The 18,008-nt window shown below is 61.6% G+C and carries 21 protein-coding genes and 1 tRNA gene; 10 read left to right on the top strand and 12 right to left on the bottom strand.

Features of this window, described 5'->3' with window-relative positions:
- Positions 1 to 8 precede the first annotated feature (8 nt).
- Positions 9 to 1,031 carry a ketol-acid reductoisomerase gene (gene ilvC / locus M3P21_RS12615; RefSeq protein WP_249710392.1) on the bottom strand — a complete coding sequence of 341 codons (1,023 nt, stop codon included), beginning with the start codon at positions 1,029 to 1,031 and terminating at the stop codon, positions 9 to 11.
- 132 nt (positions 1,032 to 1,163) lie between these two features.
- Between ilvC and M3P21_RS12610 the strand changes: the two genes are divergently transcribed.
- Positions 1,164 to 1,619, top strand: a complete 456-nt coding sequence (locus M3P21_RS12610; RefSeq protein ID WP_249710391.1) for an Lrp/AsnC family transcriptional regulator — start codon at positions 1,164 to 1,166, stop codon at positions 1,617 to 1,619.
- Entirely contained in the window at positions 1,616 to 2,128 is a 513-nt protein-coding gene (locus M3P21_RS12605; RefSeq protein ID WP_249710390.1) for an Lrp/AsnC family transcriptional regulator, read from the top strand. Before M3P21_RS12610 ends, M3P21_RS12605 begins: the two co-directional genes overlap by 4 nt.
- On the opposite strand, the gene hutC is transcribed toward M3P21_RS12605, so the two are convergent.
- Positions 2,073 to 2,732: a histidine utilization transcriptional repressor HutC gene (gene hutC, locus M3P21_RS12600; protein WP_249710389.1), complete on the bottom strand. Its 660-nt coding sequence runs from the start codon at positions 2,730 to 2,732 to the stop codon at positions 2,073 to 2,075. The two genes, M3P21_RS12605 and hutC, sit on opposite strands and share 56 nt — an antisense overlap.
- Positions 2,733 to 3,038: 306 nt before the next feature.
- On the opposite strand from hutC, the gene M3P21_RS12595 reads away from it, so the two are divergent.
- Positions 3,039 to 4,166, top strand: a complete 1,128-nt coding sequence (locus tag M3P21_RS12595; protein ID WP_249710388.1) for an aminotransferase class V-fold PLP-dependent enzyme — start codon at positions 3,039 to 3,041, stop codon at positions 4,164 to 4,166.
- 7 nt (positions 4,167 to 4,173) lie between these two features.
- Here M3P21_RS12595 and M3P21_RS12590 read toward each other — a convergent pair whose 3' ends face one another.
- From M3P21_RS12590 to M3P21_RS12580, 3 genes are all read right to left on the bottom strand, one after another.
- The gene (locus tag M3P21_RS12590) at positions 4,174 to 5,370 is read right to left on the bottom strand and encodes a UbiH/UbiF family hydroxylase (RefSeq protein WP_249710387.1); all 1,197 of its coding nucleotides are present in this window, start codon (positions 5,368 to 5,370) and stop codon (positions 4,174 to 4,176) included.
- Between the two features lie 73 nt (positions 5,371 to 5,443).
- Positions 5,444 to 5,704, bottom strand: a complete 261-nt coding sequence (locus tag M3P21_RS12585; RefSeq protein ID WP_249710386.1) for a hypothetical protein — start codon at positions 5,702 to 5,704, stop codon at positions 5,444 to 5,446.
- Positions 5,705 to 5,788: 84 nt separating this feature from the next.
- Positions 5,789 to 6,433: a pyrimidine 5'-nucleotidase gene (locus tag M3P21_RS12580; protein WP_249710384.1), complete on the bottom strand. Its 645-nt coding sequence runs from the start codon at positions 6,431 to 6,433 to the stop codon at positions 5,789 to 5,791.
- A gap of 100 nt (positions 6,434 to 6,533) precedes the next feature.
- Between M3P21_RS12580 and M3P21_RS12575 the strand changes: the two genes are divergently transcribed.
- Entirely contained in the window at positions 6,534 to 7,184 is a 651-nt protein-coding gene (locus M3P21_RS12575) for a GntR family transcriptional regulator (protein WP_249710383.1), read from the top strand.
- Here M3P21_RS12575 and M3P21_RS12570 read toward each other — a convergent pair.
- Both M3P21_RS12570 and carA read right to left on the bottom strand, forming a co-directional pair.
- Entirely contained in the window at positions 7,181 to 9,046 is a 1,866-nt protein-coding gene (locus tag M3P21_RS12570; protein ID WP_249710381.1) for a glycosyltransferase, read from the bottom strand. The two genes, M3P21_RS12575 and M3P21_RS12570, sit on opposite strands and share 4 nt — an antisense overlap.
- Before the next feature lie 77 nt (positions 9,047 to 9,123).
- Positions 9,124 to 10,290: a glutamine-hydrolyzing carbamoyl-phosphate synthase small subunit gene (gene carA / locus M3P21_RS12565; RefSeq protein ID WP_249710380.1), complete on the bottom strand. Its 1,167-nt coding sequence runs from the start codon at positions 10,288 to 10,290 to the stop codon at positions 9,124 to 9,126.
- A 183-nt stretch (positions 10,291 to 10,473) separates the two neighbouring features.
- Here carA and M3P21_RS12560 point away from each other — a divergent pair, with 183 nt between their 5' ends.
- Entirely contained in the window at positions 10,474 to 10,950 is a 477-nt protein-coding gene (locus tag M3P21_RS12560) for a GatB/YqeY domain-containing protein (protein ID WP_249710379.1), read from the top strand.
- A gap of 6 nt (positions 10,951 to 10,956) precedes the next feature.
- On the opposite strand, the gene M3P21_RS12555 is transcribed toward M3P21_RS12560, so the two are convergent.
- Entirely contained in the window at positions 10,957 to 11,439 is a 483-nt protein-coding gene (locus tag M3P21_RS12555; protein ID WP_249710378.1) for a DUF2244 domain-containing protein, read from the bottom strand.
- Between the two features lie 47 nt (positions 11,440 to 11,486).
- On the bottom strand, positions 11,487 to 12,086 hold the full coding sequence (locus tag M3P21_RS12550) for a 2-hydroxychromene-2-carboxylate isomerase (RefSeq protein WP_249710377.1): 600 nt from the start codon (positions 12,084 to 12,086) through the stop codon (positions 11,487 to 11,489).
- A 152-nt stretch (positions 12,087 to 12,238) separates the two neighbouring features.
- Here M3P21_RS12550 and M3P21_RS12545 point away from each other — a divergent pair, with 152 nt between their 5' ends.
- Positions 12,239 to 12,628 carry a hypothetical protein gene (locus M3P21_RS12545; protein WP_249710376.1) on the top strand — a complete coding sequence of 130 codons (390 nt, stop codon included), beginning with the start codon at positions 12,239 to 12,241 and terminating at the stop codon, positions 12,626 to 12,628.
- Positions 12,629 to 12,717: 89 nt separating this feature from the next.
- On the opposite strand, the gene ctaD is transcribed toward M3P21_RS12545, so the two are convergent.
- Entirely contained in the window at positions 12,718 to 14,391 is a 1,674-nt protein-coding gene (gene ctaD / locus M3P21_RS12540; RefSeq protein ID WP_249710375.1) for a cytochrome c oxidase subunit I, read from the bottom strand.
- A 444-nt stretch (positions 14,392 to 14,835) separates the two neighbouring features.
- Between ctaD and M3P21_RS12535 the strand changes: the two genes are divergently transcribed.
- Complete coding sequence (locus M3P21_RS12535) at positions 14,836 to 15,252, top strand: HIT family protein (RefSeq protein ID WP_249710374.1); 417 nt, start codon at positions 14,836 to 14,838, stop codon at positions 15,250 to 15,252.
- Positions 15,253 to 15,366: 114 nt separating this feature from the next.
- On the top strand, positions 15,367 to 15,843 hold the full coding sequence (locus M3P21_RS12530; protein WP_249710373.1) for a hypothetical protein: 477 nt from the start codon (positions 15,367 to 15,369) through the stop codon (positions 15,841 to 15,843).
- Between the two features lie 14 nt (positions 15,844 to 15,857).
- Here M3P21_RS12530 and lipB read toward each other — a convergent pair whose 3' ends face one another.
- Positions 15,858 to 16,535 (bottom strand): lipoyl(octanoyl) transferase LipB, encoded by a 678-nt coding sequence (gene lipB / locus M3P21_RS12525; RefSeq protein ID WP_249710371.1) that lies wholly within the window; start codon positions 16,533 to 16,535, stop codon positions 15,858 to 15,860.
- A gap of 39 nt (positions 16,536 to 16,574) precedes the next feature.
- Complete coding sequence (locus M3P21_RS12520) at positions 16,575 to 17,234, bottom strand: DsbA family oxidoreductase (protein ID WP_249710370.1); 660 nt, start codon at positions 17,232 to 17,234, stop codon at positions 16,575 to 16,577.
- A gap of 137 nt (positions 17,235 to 17,371) precedes the next feature.
- Between M3P21_RS12520 and M3P21_RS12515 the strand changes: the two genes are divergently transcribed.
- Positions 17,372 to 17,458: transfer RNA gene (locus tag M3P21_RS12515), tRNA-Leu, on the top strand.
- 141 nt (positions 17,459 to 17,599) lie between these two features.
- Positions 17,600 to 18,008: site-specific integrase (locus M3P21_RS12510; protein ID WP_505973657.1), on the top strand; the 409-nt coding region annotated here is incomplete at its 3' end.

Here is an 18,008-nt window from a genome sequence, read left to right as displayed (position 1 = left end):
CGGACAGATCAGTTCTTTTCCTGGTCCACCAGTTTGCCAGCCGAGATCCAGGGCATCATGTCGCGCAGCTTCTTGCCGACTACCTCGATCTGGTGCTCGTCGTTGGCGCGACGCGCGGCCTTGATGGTCGGTTGCCCCACGGCGTTTTCCAACATGAAATCACGCACGAACTTGCCGCTCTGAATATCCGCCAGGCTTTCTTTCATCGCCTTTTTGGTCTGCTCGTAGGGCAGGATGCGCGGGCCGGTTACATATTGGCCGTATTCAGCCGTATTCGAGATCGAGTAATCCATGTTGGCGATGCCGCCTTCATAGATCAGGTCGACGATCAGCTTGGTCTCGTGCAGACACTCGAAATAGGCCATCTCGGGCGCGTAACCGGCCTCGACCAGAGTTTCAAAGCCCATGCGGATCAGTTCGACGATGCCGCCGCACAGAACCGCCTGCTCGCCGAACAGGTCGGTTTCGCATTCTTCGCGGAAGTTGGTCTCGATGATGCCCGAACGACCGCCTCCGATGGCGGAGCAATAGGACAAGCCGATTTCCAGCGCTTTGCCGGTGGCGTCATGGTCAACGGCCACCAGGCAGGGCACGCCGCCGCCTTTGACATATTCGCCGCGCACGGTGTGGCCGGGGCCTTTGGGGGCCATCATGATGACGTCGATGCCTTCTTTCGGCTCGATCAGGCCGAAATGCACGTTCAGGCCGTGGGCGAACGCGATGGCAGCACCCGGCTTGATGTTGTCATGCACGTATTTCTTGTAGGTCTCGGCCTGCAATTCGTCGGGCATGGTGAACATGATCACGTCACACCAGGCTGCGGCCTCGGCGATGCCCATGACCTGCAGACCTTCAGCTTCGGCTTTCTTGGCCGAGGCCGAGCCTTCGCGCAGGGCAACAACGAGGTTCTTGGCACCGCTGTCGCGCAGGTTCAGCGCGTGGGCATGGCCCTGGCTGCCATAGCCCAGAATGGCCACGTTCAGGTCCTTGATCAGGTTGATGTCGCAATCGCGATCGTAATAGACGCGCATATCGGCGTTCCTCCATGTGAATGTCTGGCGTCGTTTTAGGTCAGGCAGCGGCGGGATTGGAGGGTGATTACCGGCAAATTTGCACTTGAAATGAGATTTTCATTCTCCGATGTAAGTGATACTGACAAAATCATGCTTGATGATATCGACAGGCGCATTCTGCGTCACTTTCAGGGCGACCCCAGCCTTTCCACGGCGGAACTGGCCGAGCGCTGCCGTATCACCTCGGGTGTCTGCTGGCGGCGGATCGAGAAGATGGAGGCAAACGGTATCATCCAAGGGCAGGAGGCGGTGATCGACTGGACGGCGTTGGGCTATGCGGTCGAGGTGTCGCTGCGGGTGACGTTGGACAAGACGCAGGCGCGGGCCTTTGATGAGTTTACCGCGCAGGCGCGTGGGGTTCCGGAGGTGATCGAGATCCAGACCTTTCTTGGACGGGTTGATGTGCGGCTCTCCGTCATTGCGCGGGATATGTCGCATTACCAGCAGATCTATCGCGACCGCATCCTGACCCTGCCGCATATCGCCGATATCGAGGCGCTGATGCATATCGCACGGGTGAAGCGGGACGAGGCGCTGCCGGTATGATCGAGTTTGACGAGATCGACCGCAAGCTGTTGCACGCGCTGACCCAGGACGCCACCCAAAGCGCGGGCGCGCTGGGGCGGCGATTTGGTCTGTCGCAGCCCGCCACATGGCGCCGTATCAAGCGGTTGCATGAGAGCGGTGCGATCAAGGGCCGTCGGCTACGGCTGAATGCCGAGGCGCTGGGATTTGGCGTGACCGTCTTTCTGGGGGTCAAGCTGGCCCGCAAGGGGCAGATCAGCCTCGAGGATTTCGAACGCGCCGTCAGCGCCATTCCCGAGGTGCAGACCGTCGAGCATGTTCTGGGGCTTTATGATTATCGCCTGCGCGTCGTGGCGCGCGACCTGTCCGATTTCGAACGGGTGCTGCGTCGCCGGATCATGACTCTGCCCGGTGCCGGTGACGTTGAGGCAAATGTATTGCTGAGCGAAGAACGGCTGCCCGGCCCGATCGGGGTCAGTAGCGCGCCCGGACCTGAAACCCCGGATGGTGCGTCATCCGCACGAAGGTGACCGGGACCCCCTGTTTCCAGGTGGTCCGTTCGATCTGCATGACCGAAGTGCCCGCCGAAGTGGCCAGAAACTCGGCTATGCGGGCATCGGCTGGTACCGAGGACAGGATCATCTCGGCATCGGTGAAGGGCACATTGGCCAGCAGCCACTCATTCGGACCTGCCTGGGACAGGTCGGCCTGTTCGATCCCAGGCACAACATCCAGATTGACCCATCGTTCCTCGAACTGGAAGGGACGGTTATTGGCATAATGCATACAGAGCACGTGCAGGACACGGCGATCGGGCAACAAACCCAGCCGCGAACGCAACCAGGCCGGGGCCGGATCGATCGAGCGGTTCACCAGCGCATAGCGATAGGCCGCATTCTGTTCTTCGACCATTTTGCGGACCAGCGCGATCTCGAATTTGGCCAGTTTGACCGGCGCGGTTGTGACCCGTGTTCCGCTTTTGCGGCGGCGTTCCACAAAGCCGCCATCGGCAAGTTCCCTCAGGGCCCGGTTCACCGTGGCGCGGGCGCAGCCGAATTCCTCGGCCAGTTCCGACTCGGTGGGAAGCAATGTGCCTTGCGGCCAGATACCCTTTTCAATCCTGCTCTGTACCAACTGGCGAACCGCTTGGAAGCTGGTTCTTTTACGTTCCTGCAACTGGCTACGACCTTATCTTTCTTTGCGTGTGCTAATCTGTTCGCAAACATCTTATGGTGTAAAGTTAAATTGACACTAATTGGCGTCATGCCCTTGGGGAAGCCCCTATTTCATGATTGATATTGACGTTTCTGTCAGATTGTTCACATGACAATGATGGTAATGCGATTGCGCGAAAGACCTGTCGCTCTTCGCGTTTCCCGGTTTCCCTAACGTCAAACAGCCGGTAACTACAAGGCTGAATACATCAGAAGGATCGCTGCCGTGCCTGCATTGCTTGATACTGTCGACCCAAACGGGCTTGAGGAATTCTCCGTTGTTTTCACGGACCGCTCGCTCAATCACATGTCCGCCGATTTTCAGCAGGTGATGCACGACATCTCGGACCTGCTCAAATCGGTCTATAACGCCGATGGTGTGGCGGTGATCCCAGGCGGTGGCACCTATGGGATGGAAGCTGTCGCGCGGCAGTTTGCGCGCGGCGCAAATGTGCTGGTGGTGCGCAATGGCTGGTTTTCCTACCGCTGGAGCCAGATCATCGAATGTGGCGGGCTGACGGCAAACGCCACGGTGATGAAGGCGCGCCAGACCGGCAATGCAAGCCCGTCCCCCTTTGAACCCGCCCCGATCGACGAGGTTGTCGCCGCGATCCGCGCGCAGAAGCCGGATGTGGTCTTTGCCCCGCATGTGGAAACCTCGGCCGGGGTGATCCTGCCGGACGATTATGTCACCGCGCTGGCCGCCGCCGCGCATGAGGTTGGCGCGCTGATGGTGCTGGATTGCATCGCCTCGGGTTGCATCTGGATCGACATGAAGGCCACCGGGGTCGACGTGCTGATCTCGGCCCCGCAAAAAGGCTGGAGCGCCTCGCCCTGTGCCGGGCTGGTGATGCTGTCGAACCGTGCCGAGCAGCGCCTGCAGGAAACCACCTCGGACAGTTTCGCGGTGGACCTGAAGAAATGGCGCGAGATCATGGCGGCGTATGAGAATGGTAGCCATGCCTATCACGCCACGATGCCCACCGATGCGCTGAAAGCGTTCCGCGACACGATGTTGGAAACCCGCGATTACGGCTTTGAAAAGCTGCGCGAGGCGCAATGGGCGCTGGGCAATGGCGTGCGCGCGATGCTCAAGGACAAGGGCGTGACCTCGGTTGCCGCCGAGGGCTTCGGTGCGCCGGGGGTTGTGGTCAGCTATACCGGTGATCCCGACATCAAGAGCGGCAAGAAGTTCGCCGCCGAAGGCATGCAGATCGCTGCCGGGGTGCCGCTGCAATGTGACGAACCCGAAGGCTTCAGCACTTTCCGGCTGGGTCTGTTCGGCCTCGACAAGCTCTATGACGTGGATGGCACCATTGCCCGATTGAAGCGGGTGCTGGACAAGGTTTTGTAGGACCCGCTCAGCGCACGCCCAGTCCCATCTGCATCAGCGTGCGGCGCACGGCGGGCAGGGCATAAAGCGCGTCCAGACCCAGGGCGCGCACGTCGCGCAGCGGCCGGGCCTCGACCATCGAGGCGCGGTTCAGCAGGTCGATCCCGGTGACCCGCAATTCCACGTCGCGGATGCGGGCCTTGTGATAGGCCTCGAGCATGGTGGCGTTGCCGAGATCGTCGCGATGCGCCTCGGCCAGATCCAGCAGGCTGCGCAGATCGTTCAGCGACATGTTCAGCCCCTGCGCGCCGATCGGAGGCACCACATGGGCGGCCTCGGCCATCAGCGCGATCCGCTCGCCCGCAAGCCGGGTGGCGGATTGGCTGATGATCGGCCAGATCGTGCGGCGCGAGGCCAGTTTCAGCGGCCCGAGCAACCCGCAGGAGCGTTCGGTCATCGCCGCCTCGAAGCCTGCATCTGGCATGACAAGCAGGTCTTGTGCCACCGGTCCGCGCTCCATCCACACAATCGCGGAGGAGGGCGATCCATGCCAGTCGGGCAGCGGCACCATGGTGAACGGCCCGCCGGAGCGGTGAATCTCGGTCGAGACATTGTCATGCGGAGTCGGGTGGGTGACGGCAAAAGCCAGCGCCTTTTGCCCATAGCGAGTGGTTTTCACATTGATCCCGGCGGCCTCGCGCATGGGCGAGTTGCGCCCGTCCGCAGCAAGGACCAGTTTGCAGCGCAGGAGGGTGCCATCGCTCAGACCCACCCGCGCCTCGCTGGTACGCGTGAACAGCGTGGTGGTGCCGGTGCCGGGCCGGAAATCGACATTCGGCAACTCGGTCAGTCGGGCGATCATCTCGCGGCGCAGCAGCCAGTTCGGCAGGTTCCAGCCAAAAGGCTGATCAGAGATGTCGGCGGCGTTGAAATCGCGCACAATGCGCGGTTCCGGCACCTCGCCGCCGGCATCGACGATCCGCATGATTTGCAGCGGGGCGGCATGATCCGACAACCGCGCCCAGAGCCCGCAGTGTTCCAGCAGCGCCTGAGCAGGCTGCAGAAACGCGGTGGTGCGCAGGTCTGAGCCTGCTGCATCGCGTTCGGTCACCGGCGGGGTGGGGTCGACGCAGGTCACGTCAAAGCCTGCCGCGCCAAAGACGGCAGCAGCGGTCAGACCGGCGATGCCGCCGCCGGAAATCAGGATATCGCAGGTCTCAGCCATCGTACGGCCCTCCGTTCGGGCGGACTGTAATCCGCGCCGTGGGACAAGGCCAAGCGACAAGCTGTCCCGGTGCTTAGCCCAGCGTGATGATGAGGAGGATGGCCCAGATGACCGGCACCATGATCAGCGCCGGAATATAGAAGCCGGGCACGCCGAAAAGGGCAGTCGAGCACGCCCAGATCGCCACCCCGGCGGCCACCAGACCCCAGGCCTTTGCCGCGCCGCGGTCAAGCGTGCCCGCGTCGATTTGCCTGACGATGCCAGCGCCAAACGGGAGCGCCATGGCCACACGACGCAAAAAGGAGACCGGGGGATGGGGTGTGCTGGTGCTCATAAGAAACCTCTCTGATACATCTTTTTCTCACAACACCCGATTTCGTGCAAGGCGGCGGTGCGGAATGACGTAGCGGTTTGGCGCTCAGACCAGCCCTGCGAGGAACCCGGTCAGGTCATCGGTATGATGGTGAATATGCTGTGCCCCGGTCGGGTTTGGCGCGACGTGAACGGTACGCATGCCCATTTCGAAAGGGGCCGCCAGATTGCGGGGATCATCCTCGAACATGGCAGCGGCATTGGGCGTGACTCCGTCCTGGGCAAAGATCGCCTCGAATGCGGCACGCTCGGGCTTGGGGCGATATCCGGCATGTTCGACCCCGTAGATGGCGTCAAACAGCCCGCTCAGCCCGCGCGCGGCCAGCACACGTTCGGCATAAGGCGCAGAACCGTTGGTATAGACGATACGCCGCCCGGGCAGCGCGCTGATATGCGCGGCCAGTTCTGCATCGGGTACCATATGAGTGGTGTCGATCTGGTGGACCGCATGCAGATAGGGGTCCGGATCCAGGTCATGCTCGCGCATCAGCCCCGCCAGTGTCGTGCCATAAGTGTGCCAGTAATGGCTGCGCAGCCGGTCGGCCTCGGCCTCGCTGACCGAGAGCGCCTGCATCACATATTGCGTCATCAGCACTTCGATCTGATCGAAAAGCTGCATCTGTGGCGGGTAGAGGGTGTTGTCCAGATCGAACACCCAATGCGCCACATGTGAGAAATTGTGCCTGACCATGGGGCCGGGTCTAGGCCAGTCGGCGCAGGTTTTCAACGCTTTGGCTTGATTGGCGGGGGCAGGGGGCGCTAGACAGGTCCGAACAAGGAAAGCCGCCTGAATGAACCGCACCCATTCCAACCAGAAAGATGCTTATCACCTCGTGCTCGAAGCCATTGATGTCGGGGTGTTCAAACCCGGTGACCGGCTGGTCGAGAGCGATCTGGCGGAGCGTTTCGGCGTATCGCGCACCCCGATCCGCGAGGCGTTGCAGCGGCTCGAGACGCAATCGCTGCTGGAACGCGACGGCCGCTCTCTGATCGTCGCGTCGCTGGACCACAACCAGATGGCCGAGCTTTATGTGGTGCGCAGCGAGTTGGAGGGGCTGGCCGCCAGCCTTGCCGCGCGCCACGCCACCGAAGAGGAAATCAAGGTGCTGCGCGAAATGGTCGAGGCCGACGATGCGCTGGTCGATGATCCGCCCGCGCTCAGCCGCGCCAACCGGCGGTTCCACGAGCAGATTCACCTGGCCTCGCATAACCGTTATCTGGTGCAGCAACTGGACCTGGTGCATCGCACCATGGCGCTGATGGCGACCACTTCGCTGGCGGCGCAGGGCCGGGGCGAGATCGCGCAGGCCGAACACAAAACCATCGTCGAGGCGATTGCCGCGCGTGACGAAGAGGCGGCGGGCCGCGCGCTCAAGGACCATATCTCGGTCGCCTTCGTGACCCGGCTCAAGCAGGATGCGGATGAACGTGAACGCTCCTAAGGGGTGACGCCCTCAACCACTTGCCCGTGCTGGGTCTTGTCCCAGAAATAGGGTTTTACCGCCAGTTCATAGAGCGCCTTATAGGCGGCGATGACTCCCGCCGGATAATAAAGCGGCATGGCCAGGATCCAGGGCAGCAGAAAGCGTCGACCCGGTGTGGACAGGGCGGTGGCGGCGATGGCGAAACTGATCCCTTCGACCGCCAGCAGCAAAGTCGCTGCGATGGTCAGCACCTGCGTGTCGATCAGACCGGTCCACGGACCCGGCGCACCCAGTGCGCCCAGCCAGAAGGTCCAGAGCACCGGTGCCAGCAGAAACTGCCCCAGCGTGCCAAGGAAAAAGGCCTGCACACCCAGAAAACGCCATACCCCCAGGTCGCGCCAAAGCTGGCGCGGCGCCCGCATATGTACCAGATAGGTGATCATGAACCCCTTGAGCCAGCGCGAGCGTTGCTTGACCCAGGGCCAGAGCCGGTGGTTCGCTTCTTCATAGGTGCTGGTGCGGATGAACTCGGTCCGATAGCCCGCCCGGCACAGCCGCACGCCCAGATCGGCATCTTCGGTGACATTGTGGGCGTCCCAGCCGCCAAGCTCTTCCAGTACGGTTTTGCGCATGAACAGCGTGGTGCCACCCAGCGGCACCACCAGTCCCAGCCGGGCGATACCGGGCATCACGGCGCGGAACCAGCTGCAATATTCGATGGTGAAACACCGCGCGCGCCAGTTGGTGCGTGGATTGTAGTAATCCAGAATGCCCTGCAGGCAGGCGACATCCGGTCCGGCCCGGTCAAACTGCTGTACCACCTTTTCGATCTGGTCGGATTCGGGCGCGTCTTCTGCGTCCCAGATGCCGACGATCTCACCGGCGCAGAAGTCCAGCGCATAGTTCAGCGCGCGTGGCTTGGTGGTCAGGCCACCGGTATCGGGCACTTCCAGAACCCGCATCCAGTGGGGCAGGACGAGGTCTTCAAGTGCGGCGCGCGTGACCGCGTCCTTGGCCTCAAGCACCAGGATCACATCGAGCAGCGCCTTTGGATAGGTCAGGCGGCCAAGCCGCCGGATCAGCGCGTTTGCGATCTCGCGCTCCTTGTAAAGCGGCACGATGACCGAGACCTTCGGCAGCTTCGCCCGGATGAGATCGCCATCGGTATCGGCGGTTGGGGCCAGGATATGGGCCAGAAACCCGACGCAGCGCAGCGAAAAGAACATCAGCAAGGTCAGGCAGGCAGCGGCAAAGGCGGCGACGGCCAATGCTGCGGGCGCAATCGACGCGATCGCAGCGAGACCAGCCAGCGCGCCACCGCCCCACAGCCCATAGGTTCTGGCGTAGCCGCGGCAACTGAATTCGGGCGCGACCCGGGTTTCCGCCCGGTGTACCAGAGGGCCTGCGAAGTGATCGGCGAACACGGTGTCGATTGCGGCCGCATGTCCGAGGACCGGCAGAGGGATCAGACCGGTTTCGGAAAATCCGGCCTCAACCTCGGCAAAGCGGTCCGGGCGTGCGGTTGCCACCTGCAGGAACGCGCCGGTCCGTTTGAAGGGCGCGCTGCGGGTGCGCTGCCAGAACTCGCGTGGCTGCAGATCCCAGAGCGTGGGTTCGGGCCGGTCCCGGCACAGGTCGACCACCGCGAGGCCGCGCTGCTCGACCAGGGCGGCCTGCACCTGATCCTCGCTGGCCCAGCCTTCGGCCACGATGATCTCGCCAATCGGGGCGTTCAGCCGCAATTGCAGCTCAAGCGCGGCGTGCAGCTGTGCGTGGGTGATCGCGCCGTTCCTGACCAGAATGCGCCCCAGCGGCACATGCGGCGCAGCGGAGGGAACGGCTGCGGCCCTCCGCTGAAAGTTCAATTTCAGATCGCTCATCGCGTGCCTCGGCAAAGCCCCCGGATGGCAGGCTCTCTCACCAAGGTTAACGCTGGGTTAACTACGTCCGGAGCGCGTCAGCTTGCCGCTTTGCGGGCGGACATGGCGCTGGCGAAGCGTTCGAAGAGGTAGAAGCTGTCCTGCGGTCCGGGCGAGGCCTCGGGATGGTGTTGCACCGAATAGACCGGCCTGTCGGTCAGGCGGATCCCGCAATTCGAGCCGTCAAAGAGCGAGCGGTGGGTTTCCACCACGCCTTCGGGCAGGGTCTGCGCATCCACTGCGAAGCCGTGGTTCATCGAGGTGATCTCAACCTTGCCGGTTTCCATGTCCTTCACCGGGTGGTTGGCACCGTGATGGCCGTGGTTCATCTTGACGGTCTCGCCACCAAGCGCCAGCGCCAGCATCTGGTGACCGAGACAGATGCCGAAGACCGGCAGATCGGTGCTGTCGAGGATCTCGCGGATCATCGGCACCGCGTATTCGCCGGTGGCCGCCGGATCGCCGGGACCGTTGGACAAGAAGACACCGTCGGGCTTGTGGGCAAGAACCTCGGCCGAGCTTGCCGTGGCAGGCAGGACGGTCACATCACAGCCCGCCGAGGCCAGGCAGCGCAGGATGTTGCGCTTCGCGCCATAATCGATGGCGACCACCTTGTGCTGCGGGGCCTCTTGCCTTGTATAACCCTCGGGCCAGGCCCAACGCATCTCGTCCCAGCGATAGGATTGCGCGCAGGTGACCTCCTTTGCCAGATCCATGCCTTCGAGCCCGGCAAAGGCGCGGGCGGCGGCAACCAGCGCGGCGATATCGAAATTGCCCTCGGGATCATGGGCCAGCGCCACATGCGGCGCGCCTTGCTGGCGGATCGCGCGGGTCAGCCGCCTTGTGTCGACACCGCCGATGGCAATGCGACCGCGCCGGGCCAGCCAATCCTTCAACTCTTCCGTGGCACGCCAGTTCGAGGATGTGGTCGGGTCCCATTTGACCACCATCCCCTCGGCCACCGGGTCGGCGGTTTCGTCATCATCGGCGTTCACACCGACGTTGCCGATATGGGGGAAGGTGAAGGTCACGACCTGGCCCGCATAAGAGGGGTCGGTCATGATTTCCTGATACCCGGTCATCGCGGTGTTGAAGCACAGCTCGGCCACGGTCTGGCCGGTTGCGCCGAAGCCGATGCCATAGAACAGCGTCCCATCCGCCAATGCCAGACATGCGGTGGGCTTTGACGGGGCGGGGTGGGCCATGGCGCGACTCTCCTGTTGGGTAAACCGGCTTGTTCCTAAGGGGGTTCATCGCCCCGGTCAAGAGCAGTGGTTTTTTGGGCTATCCTTTAATTTCAACACGTTAGGTGATGCCGCTTCCGGTTGTGTCAGAGTTTTTCTTTGGGTATGGTCAGGTCTGGCGTTTCCATGGGGATGGACAAACAGATGGATCTGCGGTCTCGGGTCAATGCGGCCCTGAAACAGGCGATGAAAGACAAGGACAGCGAGCGTGTCTCGACGCTCCGGCTGATCAACGCGGCGATCAAGGACAAGGATATCGCCGCCCGCGGCGCCGGTGCCGAAGAGGCGACCGGCTGCGAAGAGGGTGATGTGCTTGCGATCCTTGGAAAAATGACCAAGCAGCGGCAGGAAAGCGCGCGCGCCTATGAAGAGGGCGGGCGGCTGGATCTGGCCGAGCGGGAAACCCGCGAGGTCGAGATCATCGCGGAATTCCTGCCCAAGCAACTGGACGAGGATGAGGTCGCCAAGGCGATTCAGACCGCCATCACTGCGACCGGCGCGGGCTCGATTCGCGACATGGGCAAGGTCATGGGCGAGCTGAAGTCGCGCTATACCGGCCGGATGGATTTCGGCAAGGTTGGCCCGATGGTCAAGGATCACCTCTGCGCATCTGCGGGGTGATCTGCCTCAGGCGGGCCTGAGACGGGCCCGCAGATCGTCGTAGAGCGCCTTGCGCTCGTCTTCGGACAGAAAGGCGCCGATCTCAACCTCGCGCCCGGCCCCTTTCAGCGTCACATAATTTGGCACCGGGCCGTCATCGGGATGCAGCGCGGGTCGCGCCCAGTGGCGGTTGCAGTGCCATTCCTGCACCTTGCCGCCGGGATCGTGCCGGACCAGACGGGCATCGGCATCCGAGAGCGTCAGAATCTCGAGAATGCGGCGGCTGCGGTAATTCGCCTGCAGCGCCCACCAGATCCCGGCAACGGCCAGCAGGACAAAAGGCAGCAGCCCCCAGAGCAGGACCGACCCCAGCAGCATGATCAGCGGCACCGTGGCCAGTGCGAAGATTGCCAGAACGGTCGCCGCGAAACCCTTGGCTGGTAGCGAGTTATGCGGCCAGAGGCGCAGTTCGGAAGTGGTTTCAGACGAAGATGTCCAGCGATACGGCATTGGAGTGGCCTAGCATGGCGGCACCACAGGTCGAAGGGGAAAGTCGCTCAGGCCACATGTCCAAGGCGCGACCAGGACAGTGCATCCTCAAGCCGGTCATCCCCCCAGAACACTTCGTCGCGCACCACGAAGCTGGGCGCGCCGAACACGCCCAAGGCGGTGGCGGCCTCGGTTTCGGCAGCAAGGGCCGCGACGGTTTCGGGGTCCTGCGCCCGCGCCAGGACCTGCATCGGGTCCTGATCGGCACGGTGCAGCGCCTCGGTCAGGTTGGCCTCGGACCCTGCCTCGACCCCGTCTTCGAACCACAGGCGATAGCAGTTGCGCACAAAGGGGATGCCCCACTCCGTTCGCAAGCCCAGCAGCGCCACCCGATTGGCCAGCGGCAGGTCTGAAATCGGATAGGGCGCGGGCAGGGTACAGCGCAGCCCGTATTTCGCGGTGCGCCGCTGGATGTCGCGCCACATATAGGCCGATTTCTGCGGTTTGTTGGCGAAGGGGATATTGTTCTGCTCGGTCATGACATGGCGTACGTTGAAGACCCGCCATCGCAGGGTCACGTCGCGCTCGCGCGCCCAGTCGGGCAGACGCATCACCGTCAGGAAGGAATAGGTGCTGCCGATGGAGAACCAGAAATCGATCTCGGGCATGGGTTTGCTCCGGCACTTAAGGGCGACGCCATGGTAAGCCAAATCGTCGCCAATTTCGATGGTTCTTTGCGATGATGGCGGCGGACGGGCGATTCGTCCCTGGCGGCCTGTGACGCCGCCTGTCCGACAGGACAACAACATGAGGAAAACCAGTGACCACATCCGCCATCAGCGAACTATTGTTTTCAGAGGACGCATCCAGTCTCACCGATGAACAGATCGGGTATTTTCGCGACCACCCCGAAATGCTCGACCTTATCGGCGATCGTGAGACGCTGGGGTTGCGCAATCTCTGGCGCATCCTCTGGATCGCTGTGTTTCTGGTCAGCGTCTCAAAGATTCTGTCGGTGTCCTATGGCGACGAATTCGATCTCTTTTTCTTCAACGTCGTGTCGGACCTGGTGTTCGAGATGGGCGCGGCCCTGATTGGCAGCGTGGCAACCGTGATCTTCATTCAGTACCGGCAGAAGCAGCAATTCCAGGACAACATGGCGTTCCGGGCCGAGGTTCAGCGGCGCGTCAAGGCGCTGCCGTCGCGCTGAACGGGGCGCGACCGGACCTGGGCGGTCCCCCGACCCGCGCAAGAAAAAGCCCCGCTCGAAGGCGGGGCTTTTCGGGGTATCGGCGGGGATCAGTGGGCGTGGCCCTTGTCCCAGTCTTCCTGCTTGGGCAGGATTTCGAACGTATGCTCAGGCGGCGGCGACGGCAGGGTCCATTCCAGCGTATCCGCATATTCGTTCCAGTAGTTGTTCTCGGTCACCTTGGCGCCACGCAAGAGCGCGTAGAAGACGATGCCGAAGAACAGCAGGAACGAGGCGAAGGAAATGAACGCACCCCAGCTTGAGATGTAGTTCCAGTAGGCAAATGCCTCGGGGTAGTCGATATACCGGCGTGGCATGCCCTGACGGCCCAGGAAGTGCTGCGGGAAGAAGGTCAGGTTCGCACCGATGAAGAAGAGCCAGAAATGGATCTTGCCCCAGAACTCGGAATACATCCGCCCGGTCATCTTGCCGAAATAGAAGTAGACCCCGGCAAAGATCGCGAACACCGCGCCCAGCGACATCACATAGTGGAAGTGTGCAACCACATAGTAGGTGTCGTGATAGGCCCGGTCGACGCCCGCCTGAGACAGCACAACGCCGGTCACGCCGCCCACGGTAAACAGGAACAGGAAACCGAAGGCAAACAGCATCGGCGTCTTGAACTCGATCGAACCACCCCACATGGTGGCGATCCAGCTGAACACCTTCACGCCTGTGGGCACCGCGATCACCATCGTGGCCAGCATGAAATAGGCCTGCTGGTTCACCGTCATGCCGACCGTGTACATGTGGTGCGCCCAGACGACAAAGCCCAGAACACCGATTGCGATAAGTGCCCAGACCATCGGCAGGTAGCCGAAGATAGGTTTGCGCGAGAAGGTTGCGATCACATGGCTGATGATGCCGAATCCGGGCAGGATCACGATATACACTTCCGGGTGGCCGAAGAACCACAGGATGTGCTGATACAGGATCGGGTCGCCACCGCCAGCGGGATCAAAGAAGGTGAAACCGAAGTTGCGGTCCATCAGCAGCATGGTAATCGCGCCCGCCAGAACCGGCAGGGACAGCAGGATCAGCCAGCTTGTGATGAAAATCGACCAGGCAAACAGCGGCACCTTGAACAGTGTCATGCCCGGGGCCCGCATGTTCAGGAAGGTGGTGATCATGTTGATCGCACCCAGGATCGACGAGGCACCCGATACGTGCACCGCAAAGATCGCCAGATCCATCGACATGCCGCCTTCGGTGGTCGAAAGCGGCGGGTAGAGAACCCATCCGACACCAGACCCAAGCTGGTCATTGCCGCCCGGTGACAGCATCGACGCAACCCCCAGCGAGGTCCCGGCCACATAAAGCCAGAAGCTGAGGTTGTTCATCCGCGGGAAGGCCATGTCCGGCGCGCCGATCTGCAGCGGCATGAAATAGTTGCCGAAACCGCCGAACAGGGCGGGGATGACCACGAAGAACATCATCAGGACGCCGTGATAGGTGATCATCACGTTCCACAGATGGCCGTTCGGGGTACAGACCTCGGCACCGCTGCCGAACAGGCGGAACCCTTCGAGGCACATGTGCTGCACCCCCGGCTCCATCAGTTCGAGCCGCATGAATACGGTCAGTGCGACCGAGATGAAACCAGCAAGTGCCGAGAATACCAGGTAGAGAATCCCGATATCCTTATGGTTCGTTGACATGAACCAGCGGGTGAAAAACCCGCGTTGATCTTCATGCTCGTGACCATGAATGGCTGCATCTGCCATTATAGGTGCCTCCTGTTGCGACTTTGACGCGCAGCCGGTTGGCTCCGGACCGCGCGGATTCCAGCCGGTTTTAGTGGGTGGCGGCGTCCCCTTCAATGGCAGAGTTTGATCTGCATCAAGTAAAATGGCCGCACCCCCTTGAATCAGGGGCTGCTTTGACCTTTCGGTCGGGCGATTGGTTGCCTGAAGGCCATGCCACGTTGTGCCGGGCACGCAGCAGGATCACGTCGAAGAGGGACGTCGCGCCGATGGCAGCACCACGCAGAACGATCAGGCTTTCACGCCTCGCAACAGAAGGGTTCGGGCAGCGTGCCAGCCTCAATACGCGTTCGTCTTGCCGATTCTGCAAAAGAACGCTTTGAAGTCGACGAGGCCCGATGACGGGTTGACCTTGCGCCCCCGGCTGTCAGAAACAGAATCATCAACAGTTCAATCAGGTGCGCCATGGCTTACGATCCCGACAACATCTTCGCCAAGATCCTGCGCGAGGAGATTCCGGCCAACCGCGTCTATGAGGACGCGCAGACGCTGGCCTTCATGGATATCATGCCGCGCGCCGACGGGCATCTGCTGGTGATCCCGAAGACCCAATGCCGCAACCTGCTGGATGCATCGCCCGAACAACTCTCGGCGGTGATCGCGACCACGCAGAAACTGTCGCAAGCCGTGATGAAGGCGTTTGGGGCCGACGGTGTCACGATCCAGCAATTCAACGAAGCCGCAGGCGGGCAGGAGGTGTTCCACCTGCACGTCCATGTGCTGCCCCGGCATGAGGGGAAATCGCTGCGCCCACCCGGGACTATGGGCGATTTTGACCTGATCGCGGAGCATGCCGGGAAAATTCGCGCAGCGTTAGATTAAGATTTTCGCAAACCGCCGCAGCGAAATTTATCTCAACTTGAAACTATGCTACCCTCGCGGCAGCCGCCGTTTTTGATTTGGCGGGCAATCAGAGTGATTTCTTAGGGGTTTACGATGCATAGTTCAAAGCTGTTGTTGGTGTCCTTTTTTACAGTGTTTTCCCAGGTGGCATGGGCGAATTCCTATGACGCCCATGGCACCGGGATCGCCACATCAAGCTCGGTTACCACCAAGGTTTCCGAAGGTCTTGTTGTTGTCGATGTTCATACCGACTACGAGAAATTCGATACCGTCGATCCGCAGAACCCGCTGACAACGGTCAAGGGGCCCTGTTTCGGAGCGATCATGATCAAGGCCGGGCAGGTCTCGGGCGGGGGCGTGTGCAACTATACCGATCACGATGGCGACATGGCGATCATCAGCTGGGTGCCGCAGGGGATCGGGCGCGACGGTCTGACACTCGGCATCTGGTCGGTCGAGGGCGGTACCGGCAAATGGGACCGCGCCTCGGGCGGGGGGGCGTTCCGGGCCGGCATCCGCGACGACGGCAACTATCGCAACGATGTAACGGGGGCGATCACGCTTCCTTGACGCACCGGGCGGTTTCAGTCGCCCTGCGCCAGCGCCTCTTCAGGCAGATCCCCAACGACCTCGTCGAAGGTCTTGCGCAGCGCGACATCCAGATCAGCCATAGTGACCGGCAGCCCAAGATCGACCAGCGAGGTCACGCCGTGTTCGGCGATACCGCAGGGCACGATCCCGTCGAAATGGCTCAGATCGGGTTCGACATTGATCGATATGCCGTGAAAGCTGACCCATTTGCGCAGGCGGATGCCGATGGCGGCGATCTTGTCCTCGGGTTTGGTGCCGGTTGCGGTCAGCGGTTTGTCGTCCCGCTCGATCCAGACACCGACACGCCCCTCGCGGATATGGCCGCGCAGGTTGAATTCGTCCAAGGTGGCGATCACCCAATGTTCAAGCTGCTGCACGAAGCGGCGCACATCCCTGCCGCGCTCGCCCAGATTCAGCATCACATAGATGACGCGCTGGCCCGGCCCGTGATAAGTATATTGCCCGCCGCGCTTGCTCTCATGGACGGGGAACCGGTCCGGATCGGTCAGATCCTCGCGTCGCGCCGAGGTGCCGGCAGAATAAAGCGGCGGATGTTCCAGCAGCCAGATGCATTCCTCGGCCTCGCCGGTCGCAATTGCCGCGGCGCGGGCCTCCATAAAGGCGACTGCCTCGTCGTAATCGGTCAAGCCGTCTGAAGTGATCCAATCCATGGCCCGTGCTTACCCCCGGATCGCTGGCGAGGGAAGGGGTCAGGCGACCTCGGCCAGACAGCGCTGCAATATCTCGGCATAGGTCTCGCGGCCCTGCGCGCCGGTCAGAAGGTACTTGCCGCCAAAGACCATCGCAGGCACGCCGGTTATGCCCCGGCTGGTCCAGAACTGCTGCTTCTCTCGCACAGCCGCCGCGTGAGTGCCTGCGGCCAGCACGGCCCGCGCGGCATCGGACTCCAGCCCGGCCCGGTCTGCGGCCGCGATCAGAACCTCGGGGTCCGAGACATCCTGACCATCGGTGAAATACGCCTCGAACAAAGCCAGCTTCAACGGATGCTGCCGCCCCTGCGCCTCGGCCCAATCCAGCACCTGATGCGCCTGAAACGTGTTCACGATGCGGCTGTCCTCATGGAAGTTGAACGTGAACCCCAAGTCCTGCCCAAACCCGGTCAGGTGCTGGCGCATCTGCTGGCTCTGGTCGGTAGTGGTGCCGTATTTTGCGGCGATATGTTCGCGCAGGTTCTGCCCCTCGGGCGGCATGTCGGGGTTCAGCTCGAACGGATGCCATCTGAGCTGCGCCAGAACGCCGGACTGGGCAAGCGCCTGATCCAGCTGCCTGAACCCCACGATGCACCAGGGGCAGACCACGTCCGAGACGATATCGATCTGGATGACAGGACGGTGTCGGGGATCACTCATGGTAGGGGTTTCCTGTGGTGCTACAGGCATTTGGATAGCAAGTTTCGCGGGTTGGCGGAAATCAAACTCAAGTGTGGATTTCCCTCTTCACATCCCTGCACCCCTCGTCTATATGCCGCTCTACCAAGCCTGACAGTGCGGTCGTGGCGGAATTGGTAGACGCGCAGCGTTGAGGTCGCTGTGGGGTAACACCCGTGGAAGTTCGAGTCTTCTCGACCGCACCAAGAACTTTATCACCAGATATCAAAAACCATCAAAAACTATTAAAATAGGGCCTCCTCGACCGCGCCCGTTCAGTTTTGGGTATCCATGAGCGTCAAAACTGTGCAACCAATTACGCAAATTTCCCGCATATTGCGTAAATCATGGCCTCAATACGAAAACTAAAGACAGGATATCGCGCTGAAGTCGCGCGTAAAGGTGTGCGTAAATCCAAGGTGTTTGCGACTCGACGTGACGCCAAGGAGTGGGCGACCGATACCGAATACAAGATAATGAACGGCGACAAGATTGCCTCCAGGATGGAGCTTGGCGCGTTGTTCGACCGGTACGCCCGCGAGGTTTCGCCCCGCAAAAGAGGCGCGCGATGGGAGACGATACGGCTTGAGAAGTTGGGTCGCGACAGCATCGCAAAGATTCAGCTTGAGGATTTGGCTGCGGGGGACTTCGCAGACTGGCGAGACCGAAGGCTTAGGGAAGTTGCGCCAGCCTCGGTGATCCGAGAAATGCAGCTTATGTCATCTGTCTTGAATACTGCCCGCAAAGAGTGGGGCT

The sequence above is a fragment of the Ruegeria spongiae genome (assembly GCF_023502395.1).
GTDB lineage: Bacteria > Pseudomonadota > Alphaproteobacteria > Rhodobacterales > Rhodobacteraceae > Ruegeria_C > Ruegeria_C spongiae.
The sequence above is the reverse complement of the archived record's forward strand: the minus strand, read 5'-3'. Positions and strand labels throughout refer to the sequence as shown.